At 70.6% G+C, this 9,927-nt stretch carries 12 protein-coding genes; 6 read left to right on the top strand and 6 right to left on the bottom strand.

What is annotated here, in order from left to right; all coding sequences use genetic code 11:
- Positions 1–94: 94 nt before the first annotated feature.
- Positions 95–328, bottom strand: coding sequence for a hypothetical protein (locus G6039_RS29015; protein ID WP_043797872.1), 234 nt, complete (start codon positions 326–328; stop codon positions 95–97).
- A 399-nt stretch (positions 329–727) separates the two neighbouring features.
- The gene (locus tag G6039_RS29010; protein ID WP_051446004.1) at positions 728–1,363 is read right to left on the bottom strand and encodes an arsenate reductase/protein-tyrosine-phosphatase family protein; all 636 of its coding nucleotides are present in this window, start codon (positions 1,361–1,363) and stop codon (positions 728–730) included.
- Between the two features lie 249 nt (positions 1,364–1,612).
- Between G6039_RS29010 and G6039_RS29005 the strand changes: the two genes are divergently transcribed.
- Positions 1,613–2,083: a hypothetical protein gene (locus G6039_RS29005; protein ID WP_043797875.1), complete on the top strand. Its 471-nt coding sequence runs from the start codon at positions 1,613–1,615 to the stop codon at positions 2,081–2,083.
- Positions 2,084–3,002: 919 nt separating this feature from the next.
- Here G6039_RS29005 and G6039_RS29000 read toward each other — a convergent pair.
- Entirely contained in the window at positions 3,003–3,263 is a 261-nt protein-coding gene (locus G6039_RS29000; protein ID WP_152103993.1) for a hypothetical protein, read from the bottom strand.
- Positions 3,264–3,937: 674 nt separating this feature from the next.
- Positions 3,938–4,459, bottom strand: coding sequence for a MarR family winged helix-turn-helix transcriptional regulator (locus G6039_RS28995; protein WP_043797877.1), 522 nt, complete (start codon positions 4,457–4,459; stop codon positions 3,938–3,940).
- A gap of 103 nt (positions 4,460–4,562) precedes the next feature.
- On the opposite strand from G6039_RS28995, the gene G6039_RS28990 reads away from it, so the two are divergent.
- The 4 genes from G6039_RS28990 to G6039_RS28975 all read left to right on the top strand — a co-directional run bounded on the left by G6039_RS28990 (position 4,563) and on the right by G6039_RS28975 (position 7,423).
- Complete coding sequence (locus G6039_RS28990) at positions 4,563–5,138, top strand: NADPH-dependent F420 reductase (RefSeq protein WP_043797878.1); 576 nt, start codon at positions 4,563–4,565, stop codon at positions 5,136–5,138.
- Positions 5,139–5,187: 49 nt separating this feature from the next.
- Complete coding sequence (locus G6039_RS28985; protein ID WP_043797897.1) at positions 5,188–5,712, top strand: VOC family protein; 525 nt, start codon at positions 5,188–5,190, stop codon at positions 5,710–5,712.
- Positions 5,712–6,860, top strand: coding sequence for a luciferase domain-containing protein (locus G6039_RS28980; RefSeq protein ID WP_043797880.1), 1,149 nt, complete (start codon positions 5,712–5,714; stop codon positions 6,858–6,860). The genes G6039_RS28985 and G6039_RS28980 overlap by 1 nt, the downstream gene beginning before the upstream one ends.
- Before the next feature lie 92 nt (positions 6,861–6,952).
- Positions 6,953–7,423, top strand: a complete 471-nt coding sequence (locus tag G6039_RS28975; protein WP_043797882.1) for a DoxX family protein — start codon at positions 6,953–6,955, stop codon at positions 7,421–7,423.
- An 827-nt stretch (positions 7,424–8,250) separates the two neighbouring features.
- On the opposite strand, the gene G6039_RS28970 is transcribed toward G6039_RS28975, so the two are convergent.
- On the bottom strand, positions 8,251–8,490 hold the full coding sequence (locus G6039_RS28970) for a toxin (RefSeq protein WP_043797883.1): 240 nt from the start codon (positions 8,488–8,490) through the stop codon (positions 8,251–8,253).
- On the bottom strand, positions 8,487–8,747 hold the full coding sequence (locus G6039_RS28965) for a ribbon-helix-helix domain-containing protein (protein ID WP_043797886.1): 261 nt from the start codon (positions 8,745–8,747) through the stop codon (positions 8,487–8,489). The genes G6039_RS28970 and G6039_RS28965 overlap by 4 nt, the downstream gene beginning before the upstream one ends.
- Positions 8,748–8,945: 198 nt before the next feature.
- Between G6039_RS28965 and G6039_RS31165 the strand changes: the two genes are divergently transcribed.
- On the top strand, positions 8,946–9,068 hold the full coding sequence (locus tag G6039_RS31165; RefSeq protein WP_255326767.1) for a hypothetical protein: 123 nt from the start codon (positions 8,946–8,948) through the stop codon (positions 9,066–9,068).
- Positions 9,069–9,927 lie beyond the last annotated feature (859 nt).

Here is a 9,927-nt window from a genome sequence, read left to right as displayed (position 1 = left end):
GTCGCGCAACCACGCCAGCCGCTCGAAGTAGCCGACGGCCTCCGTCCCGGCACCGGCCCGTGGTCTCCCGGCCGTCGAGGGGCGACAGTCCGGGTTATCGGTGTCCGTCGACGACGTCGGCAGCCCGGCACAGTTCGCCGGCGATGGCGCGCGCTTCGTCCGCGGTCAGATACACCACCACCTCGGCCCTGGCCAGTCGGTACAGCAACGACACCACCGGGGCGCACAGGGCGCGCCGCAGCGGCATCACCTGGACCCGAGGCAGACGCACCCCCTCCTCGTCGAGCTCCCCGGGCTCGGCATGCAGATCGATCGGCTCGCTGGCCACCCCGGCACAGACATGAGCGCCGGGATCTTTTCCGAACACAGAAGGATGGGTGCACCACGGCTCACATCCGTTCATCACCGGCCACTTCACCTCGCCTCGACCTCGTACCGACCGGCATACCCGGACCGTCGGCTCCGCAACCGTGCCCCGGCGACCGCCGAGGCTCCGGGACGGACCCGAAGTCGCGGGGGATGGGCCGGTCATCGCTCGCTGACGACTACGCCGGCCTCCAGGGCGGCTCGAGGATCGAGCGGGGAGCGACGGTGAGGGTCTCTTCGAGGGTCGTCGAAGGGGGCGAGAGCGGCCGCCGAGAAGGTGGGGCCGCGGGTGCCGGTATTCGGTCGACGCGAGGAGCCCGGTTGCCGACGAGTCGGCCGGTGCCCCATGCCGCAGTCACAGCTACTGCCGCACCCCTCGGGGCGGCTTCTCACCCCGGCCGCGGCGAGAATGCGGGTCTGTGACCCCGCCGGACGCCGGCTGGCCGGCCGCTGCGCTCCGGTCACGGTGGGGGTGCCGGCGGCCCGCGGCGAGCAGGTCGAGCAGCGGCAGCAGGGCCGCGGCGATGCGGTCTCCGGTCTCGACGTAGGCCTGCTCGGACAGTCCGGTGGGGTCGGGGATGTTCGGGGTGCGCGCCGCGCCGCTGGGGTCGCGGCAGGCGTCGAGCCGGGCGACGGTGTCGGCGCCGGTGACGGTGGTGATGCGGTGCGCCTCGGTGAGGGTGAACGACTTCGCTGCGGCGCCGGCAGTGAGGCCGGCGACCCGGTCGCGTTGGTCCTCGGTCATGGCCAGGACCAGGTGCGCGTCGTCGATCATCGTGGCGGTCACGCGGCGGGCGCGGAAGGTGCTCGGGTCGGCGCCGAGGCCGGCGATCACCGCCGCGGCTGCCGCCTCGACGGGGTAGCCGACCAGCGCCCGGGTGCCGGCACTCTCGGCGGTGAGATCGACCCACCCGGCTCCGCATCCGTAGGCCCGCGTCAGCCGCTCCGCGATCACCGAGCGGCAGACGTTACCGCTGCAGACGAACAGAACGTGCACGGGCGCACGGTAACGCCCGGGAATCGGGCAGAAGAGACGCTGACGTCTCCGGCCCCGAGCATTCACGGAGCGTTCACGATCGAGACGAGTGTCGTTCATCGACGACCGGTCAGGCTCAGTGACCGCCGGCGGTTGTCCGGCACCGGCGCGCTGCTTGCCGTGTCCTGAGGTAACCCCATGCGCGGGCAGGGATTTCCACTACCGTCGCAAGAGTCCGTGTCCACACGCGACCCGCACCGGAGGAGATCTATGACGTCCCCCGCAACACCCCCCGCTCCCAAGAACCCCAAGAACCCCAAGACTGCGTCTGCCACCTCCAAGACTGCCCCTGCGACGCCCCCGGCGGCCGCGACCGCCGTCGGCGACGCCGGCGAACTCGAGAGCGTCGCCGACGCCGCCAGCGAGGCCACCGAGATCGCCGCCGCGCTCGCGGTTCAGGGGACCGACCCCGCGACCGGGACCGGTCCGGCCGCGACCGCCCAGGACCCCGCCCGGCAGTTCCGTGCCGTCGACGACAATGTCCTGGCGACCGCGAAGTTGACCGGTGCCCTGACCCTCGACGCCTACGAGAACTCGCTGCACACCCTGCTCGCGTGGGAGCAGCGGGTCGGCGCCGTCGGCGGACCGGGCTGGCTCGGTGAGCTGACCCGGGCACACGTCGCGCTGGTCACCTCGGTCAGCGAGCCGGTGTTCGCCGCGGCCCGCCAGGCCCTGAAGTGACACCCTGACCCGCGCGTCGGCCTGTCCGGCGGCTGGGGAACCGGGGCCGGTGCCGTCGACCGTGACCGGCACCGGCCCCGGCGCCGGTCGGGCTCGTGCTCGGCCGGTTCACCGTCGGCGTGCCCGAGGACCGGCGGGACCGTAGCGGTGGTCCGAGCCGTAGCGGTGGGTCCGAGGCGGCCGCACTGCGCAAGCACCGGTCCCTGGAGTTGTCCTCACTGCCGCCGGCATGATCGCCCGAGAAGCAGACCCCGTTCGGTGGCCGGGGCTTCGTACCCGGCTCGAGGCTCGGCCACGGTGCATCGAATCGTGCGTGGTGAAACATCGAGTCGGGCAGCGTTTTCCCGGACGGTCGTGGGATGACGTGTGCACGTCTCGGCTCCCGTCGCTGACGCAGCGTGAGGCGTTCACTTCAGTGCAGAACCTCCAGGACCTCCGGAACCTCCAGGGCCTTCATGCCGTCCGGCTTCGCGCCGCTTCCTCGCTCATCGTGCGGCTGCGGGCTGATCGGGGCGATCGACGTCGACGACGAGTAGGTTGCCCGGTGCCTGTGGGTCGGCCTCGAGGTGGCGCTGATCGAGCGCGTCCGGCCGCGGCATCCGACAGGCGCCGAACAGCAGATCCTCGGTTGTCTACGGGTACGTCGGCAACCCATCTGCTCCCAGTCCGCCCTCGCGCGTCTCGTGCGTGTCCGGGCCGGACACCCTCACCCCAAGCGCAAAGCGTCCCAGGTACGGCGCACCGGCCGAGTCGGACGTGGTCGGTTCGCTTCGGGGACCCCACCGTTGGCAGGGACCGGAAATCGTGAAAATCGGGCGCTACCCGTGGGGACCTCGAGGCAAGTGGTAGGTGGTTCCGCCCAGAACGAGGCGGCGATGTCGACTCCGGCAATGCTGCGCCCAGGGATGCCTGCGTTGCACTACAGACCGGCAGCGCGGCGGAGCAGACCGGTGGACACGCCGAGCTGCACGGCCCTGTTGATCGCGTCGAGATAGTGGTCGCGGAGCTGGCGGTAGGTGGCGTCGTGGTGGATCGTCCAGGCCGCTCGGTGGCGTGCGTGCCGCAGGTATGCGCGCAGCAGGACGGTCGTGTCCGCCACCTCGCGCAGTGCCTGCTTCCCCTCCGGGGGGAGTGTGAGCAGTTCGAGTTCCTGGTCGAGGTCGAGCGGATCGTCGTGCACAGCGTCCTCGATTCCGGCCGGGACGGTCGCGGTGCGACGGGGTCGGGGCGCCCCGGAGGGGGCGTCGGGTCTATCGCGGATCGACTCGGTGCGCACCCGCCGTCGACGGCGAGAGCCTCACCTCGCAGCCTACGTCGAACAGGCTGCTGCGCCGCCCGTTCGGGCAGGGCGCGCCCCCGGTCGCGGTCAACGAACAGACGGTTACCCCGGATTATCGTGGCGTGATGACGCACGAGACGTGGGTGACCTCGGGTGAGCGGTGCGCGGTGTGCGGAAAACCGGTGAAGGTACGCGCCCGGCCTGCCGGAGACGGCCGGATCCCGGAGCGCCGGTGCATTGCTAGCGACGACCACGAGCAGCTCGGCGAATTCCCCGCTCCGCGTACCGCGGGTCACCGCAGTGCCCGGGATTCCGGGCGGCCGCGGCGATTCCGCTCTCGAGCGTGACCGGATTTCCGCCCTACCGGCTGCGGGATCGCCGCCCGGCGGTCGACGCGGGGGCGGATGACCGGTAGGCACCGAAGGCGGACTGCACCGCGGGTGGGGCGCGGGTGCGGGGTATGTCTGCCCGGGGGCGCTACGGGTCCGATCCGGTCGGATTCGGGTGAGTCGGTGGTCGGTGGTCGGTGGTCGGTTATGCGGGACATCACGAGGACCCACCCTTGCCGACCGGGGTCAGCGCCGGTCGGTGGGCGCGTCCGCATCCGAGTCGTCGTGGCGGCGGTACATCGCGGTCATTGTTCCGGTGGGGTCGAGCCGCCGCAGGACGGCGTCGGTGATCGCGGTGAGCTGGCCGACCTGCTCGGGGGTCAACGCGTCGAGGACGTGCCGACGCACGGTGGCGACGTGGCCCGGTGCGGTCTGCTCGACCTTGCGCCGGCCGGCACTCGTCAGCCGCGCGTTGGTGGCGCGGCCGTCCTGCGGACACGGGAACCGTTCGACTAGTCCGCGTTGTTCGAGACGGCGCACGACGTGGGACAGCCGCGGCAGCGTCGCGTGGGTCTGGGCGGCCAGCGCGGTCATCCGCAGGGTCTGCTCCGGGGCCTCGGAGAGCATCGCGAGCACGTAGTAGTCGAAGTTGGTCAGCTCCGCGTCGCGGCGCAGTTGGGCGTCGAGCACGCCAGGCAGCAATTCGAGCACGGCCACCACCCGCACCCAGGCGGCGAGTTCGTCTCGGGTCAGCCACTTGGTCTCCACACCGACCAGTGTGCCCGAGAAAAGTTGTAGCTACAACTGATGTCTGCTACGTTTTGTTGTAGCGACAACCAAATGGGTGTCGGCGGACCAAGGGAGAATCCTCGTGACCACCGTGAGCATCCTCGGCACCGGCACCATGGGCTCGGCCATCGCCGGCCTCGTCGAGAAAAGCGGCAACACCGTACAACTACTCGGCAGTGGCGACACCGACCAGCCGCTCACCGGCGAGATCGTCGTGTTGGCCGTGCCCTACCCGGCGGTGAGTCAGGTGCTGGCCCAGCGCGGCGAGCAGCTGGCCGGCAGGATCGTCGTCGACATCACCAACCCGGTGAACTTCGAGACCTTCGACGCCTTGACCGTGCCCGCGGACGCCTCGGCGACCGCCGAGATCGCGGCCGCCCTGCCGCATGCCCGGGTGCTGAAGGCGTTCAACACCACCTTTGCAGCCACCCTGGCCTCGGGCGCCGTCGGCGGCGCGAGCACCACCGTGCTGCTCGCCGGCGACGATGCCGACGCCAAATCCCAACTCGCCCAGCTCGTCACCGGCGCCGGGCTGCGCGCCCTCGACGTCGGCTCGCTGCGCCGCGCCCGGGAACTCGAGGCACTCGGCTTCCTGCAGATCACCCTCGCCGCCGCCGAGAAGATCTCCTGGACCGGCGGCTTCGCGGTCGCACCCTGAGCCTCGAACGAGCTCCCACCGTACTCACCCGAGAAGGGAGATGGCCGTGATGTTCGCACCGGTCCGGTTGAACCACGCCGTGCTGTTCGTGGCCGATCTCGAACGCGCCGAGCAGTTCTACACCCACGTGTTCGGGATGCAGGTCGCGGCCCGGGAGCCGCGCACGAACGCGACGTTTCTGCGGTTGCCCGCCTCGGACAACCACCACGACCTCGGCCTGTTCGGCGTCGGACCGGCGGCACCGCCGAGGCGCCGCGGCCTCGGGTTGTATCACCTGGCGTGGCAGCTCGACACCCTCGACGACCTCGCCGCCGCCCGGCGGATGCTGCTCGACACCGGCGCCTACACCGGGCAGTCCAGCCACGGCGCCACCAAGAGCGTGTACGGCACCGACCCCGACGGCCACGAGTTCGAACTGATGTGGATGCTGCCCCGGGAACACTGGGGCGCCTACGAGACCGCGGCACCGGTCGAGCCACTCGACCTCGAGACCGACCTGGCCCGGTGGCGCGGTGTGCGCACCGCCGGCCGGATCGTCACCGACGCCGACCAGGAGACCGACGGAGCCCGCTGATGAACTTTCCCCCCGCACCCGTGGTCGCCTGGCACCGCAGCGACGATCCCAGTCGGCCCCTGGTGGTCCTGCTGCACGGCCGCGGCGCCGACGAACGCAGCATGCTCGCCCTGGCCCCGCTGTTGCCCACCGGACCGTCCTACGCGGCGGTCCGCGCCCCCCTCGCCGAGGGCGGCGGCTACGCCTGGTTCGCCAACCGCGGCATCGGCCGACCGGTCGCCGACTCGCTCGCGCAAACCATGGCGTGGTTCCGCACCTGGCTCGATGAGGTCGCGCCCGCACCGCGACCGGTCATTCTGGTCGGATTCAGCGGAGGCGCCGCGTTCGCCGGCGGCCTGCTGCTGCACGAGCCCAGGCGGTTCGCCGGCGCCGCGATCCTCTACGGCACCCTGCCATTCGACGCCGGCGTCCCGATCACCGCCGCCCGGCTGGCCGGGGTGCCGGTCTTCCTCGCCCAAGGCGAGACCGACACCGTCATCCCCCGGGACCTGCTGGACCGCACCTGGACCTACCTGCTGGGCGAATCCGGTGCCCCGACCTACGCCCGCAAAGACCCCGGCGGCCACGGCCTGCCCCGCGCCACGGTGGCGCAGCTGGCCGGATGGATATCCGAACGACTGGACTTCCTCACCCGCCGCCCCCCGCCGGCCACGGGCCGCACGACCTGGACCACTCTCCCCGGCGCCACGCTGCCCGACCGGGTCGGGGACCGGCCGACGGTGTCGTGGACGATCCCGCAGCAGCAGCGGTCCGACCACAGCCCACCCGACCTGCAGGAACAACTGTTCACCCGCGTCGCGGCCCTACCCGCCGTGACCACCGGCCCGTCCGCGATCTCGGTGCCCGGCGCCCGCGGATTCATGGTCGACCCCGACCCGAACGTCCCGCTCGATGCCTTCCTCGTCCCCCAGGTCGGGGAGTTCGCCCACCTGCACCCCGGTCACGACGGCTCCGTGCATCTGGCGCTGCCGCCGGCGCTGGCCGCCGATGCCGTCGCCCGAGGCTGGGCGAGCGCCCACCCGCTGGCGGGCATTCGCCTCGCCCGCGGCATGGTGCTGATCTACGGCCCCCGCACCCGTGCCGAACTCGACGTGGTCGCCGCAATCGTCACCACCAGCCACGCCTACGCCACCGGCACCCTCCCCTGAGCAGGGCACCCGGCGGCACCCTCACCGCACCCGTACTCGACGACTACCCCTCCGCTCCCTCCGCAACGACTCCACCGAAAGGTTCCTTCTCCATGCGCACCCTGCTCCAGCCCGCGTCCACCTCTGCGGTCCTGACCGACCTCGTCTTGCTCGTCTCCCGCGTCGCCCTCGGGGTGATCCTGCTCGCCCACGGCTGGCAGAAGCTGCACGAGTACACCCTCGACGGCACCTCGGCCTCCTTCGGCGCGATGGGAATCCCCGCCCCCGCGATTGCCGCGACAGTGGTGACCGTCGTCGAGATCGTCGGCGGCGCCGCCCTGATCCTCGGGCTGCTCACCCCGGTGGTGGCGCTGGCGAACACGCTCACCCTGCTCGGTGCGCTGGTGCTGGTGCACGCCTCCCACGGCGTGTTCGTCGACAACGGCGGCTTCGAACTCGTCCTCGCGCTGCTCGCCGGACTGCTGCCTCTGGTGATCCTCGGCGCCGGAAAGTTCAGCGTCGACGCCCTCCTGCACCGCTCCACCACGACAGCCTCGCCCATGGCGGCCTCCCCCGCCCGGTAACCCCAGCGTGAACCCCACCGCACCCCACGGCCCACCCCGGGCCGTGGGGTGCGGTGGCGCATCCATGTGTCCCGGGCCGGGAATGTCGCCGCCCCCGGTGGCGTGGTGGAGGTCGAGCGCGCAGCCGGAACTCGGGGGCAGCACACCGCATCAGGCTCTGTGCGACGGTGAGGTGCCCGAGGGGGTGACGCCGGCCGCTCACGCGGGTTCGGTGAGAGCACCCACGCCGGATACCACCTGAGGGCGCCGCATCGGATCGGCAGGCACTCTCGCCCACGGCCTGCGCCACGGTAGGCGCGGCGGTCCGGTCACTGCGGGCGTGGACCTGGACCAGGCTCTGCGGTGTCCGGCCGCCGCCACACCGTGCGACCGCCGCCGATCCCGCTGGGCCGGGAATGCCCGAACCCGGGTGTTCAGTTCTCCGGTGTCGATTCGACGTCCGGTGCACTCGACGGTGCCTGCCTGTGTCAGTGCCGGCTGCTGGCCCGCTTCGCCGTGCCGGACGAACGTCGGCGCGCCGAGGGTGGCACGCAGGGGGTACCGACCGGGGACGGGGCCTGCTCGCCACCCGCCCGTCCGGGCGAGCAGTTCCCCCGCCCCACGCAGGCGCCGGGGTGGGGGTGCCGATGTCCACCAGCTGACGGCACCCCGGCCGAACGAAGGGAGGTGGGATGTCCTGCGGTTCGCGCAACCGGACACGAAGGTCAGGGCGTACTCGGCCTGCTCGCCGATGGTGGGTAAGCCCTCTTCGGATCCGGGCAACGTGGCGGCCCGACAAGCCTCTCCAAGGTAATCATCGGACCGTGATGTCAACCGGCGGGCAGCAATCAGGGGAGTAGATCGAAGTACTGCGGCCGGGCCTTCATCGCGTGGATGAGAAGCTCGTTACCGCTGTCGAAGCGCAGAACGACCAGTTCCAGCAGGCGGCCTTTCAGGTCGAAACCGAGTCGGAACTGCCGCGCGGGGTGGTCGTCATCGAGGTCGGCTGCATAGACGTAATGCTGGGCTGCGTGGATGCTGTCGGCTTCGTCGATTCCGTGCTTGAGGGCGGATTTGTGCGCTTTCACGCGACCCGGGTCCAGGCGCGGATCGCTTGCCGAATCGCCTCGGACCTGGATACATGCTCTTGTTCGGCACGCGCGTTCAGTGCTTTCAACAAAGCTTCGTCCATGCGGACCGGAACCACTGTTCCAGGGCCCTCGCCGATCGTCGGGCGGCCACGTTTCCGCAGGGCGGCGACGTCGTAGCCCGCCTCGGCTTCGTCTGCCCACTCCTCGATCATCTCGTCGGTGACGGGGATTCCGTTGATCATCTCGTCAGCCATAGATAATAGTGTAATACGAAATGGAACGGTGGCCAGGTCTTGACCTCGAACTTTCGCGCGCCCAGCAGGACAAGGGGTTGCCTCGAGTAGGTGGTCGCCGACAGTCCGGCCGCACCTACACCGTCACCCCGGCTCCCACGCCGCGGTCGAGCGGCGCGGTCTGCCGCTGGCGTGGCCACCGAACCTTTACATGGTGGCATGGGCCTGACCACGACCCCGCTCACCGAGCAGGTCATCGCCCGGATCCGGGCCTGCGTCGCCGACCCGGCGCACGCCGCCGCCCTGGCCACCTTGTTGTTCACCGGCACCTACCGCGGCTGAATTTCCTCCCGCGGCGCACCTAGAAAACCCGTCTTCATCGAACCTGGCGGCGGACGTGGCAGCTCGGGTCGGGCCGGGAGGGCGTTTCGCGACAACGTCCACGAGCTGCTCTCGGCCAGGTCTCGCGGTGTGCATACTCCCAGCTCAGCGACCGGAACATGCCCGGATCCTGCTGACATTTCGTGCGGCCTACCGCTGACCTCGAGTGACGTTCCCCCAGGTTGCCCGCCGGCAATTTCGTGCGGTCTCTCACCTCGGCGAAGACTGGGGTGCGGGACGGCGTTCTCTGTCATCATTGCAGGTGGAGGCGTTGGTCGCGGGTGGGCCGGGCGCGAGGGTCGCGGGGGTGCCGTCCGCCGCGGGAGCCCCGAAAAAATCAGGATGAATCGTGCATATCGGGCGTTTTCGCGCCCTGGGTCTATGTCACTCCCGGTTTGTGCGGTGTCGGCGACGTAAAATCCCATTTACGCAGCCATCCCCGTAAACCCCGAGGTGAGCACACTTTCGGTCGCCAGGACGGTGTCGGCGCCGTCCGTGTCCTTGTCCACGTTGTCGGTGCGTTGTCCGAGATAGCTGTCGCATCCGGAAGGCGTCGTCCGAGATAGTTGTCGCACGCTGTGCGACACGCGGGGTCGGTTGCACGGTTCGGGGCGTCCACGCTCGGTTGGAAGTTCTCGAGCCCAACCCCAACCGGTGGTATCTGACCGCAGCGATCTGCCGGGCAGCCGAATACCGGTCAAGTCCCTGGAGGTGGTGTACGACGTCGTCGCGTGATTCCTCGGGAGTGGGTCAGGCAGTCAAGGCCGGTGTCACCTCCCCGGTCTCCTCGGCGACACTGTCGGCGGGCTTGTCGGTGCGG

Origin of the sequence: Rhodococcus aetherivorans (assembly GCF_011058165.1) — a bacterium.
Lineage (GTDB): Bacteria > Actinomycetota > Actinomycetes > Mycobacteriales > Mycobacteriaceae > Rhodococcus > Rhodococcus aetherivorans.
This window is presented reverse-complemented; position numbering and strand designations above follow the sequence as displayed.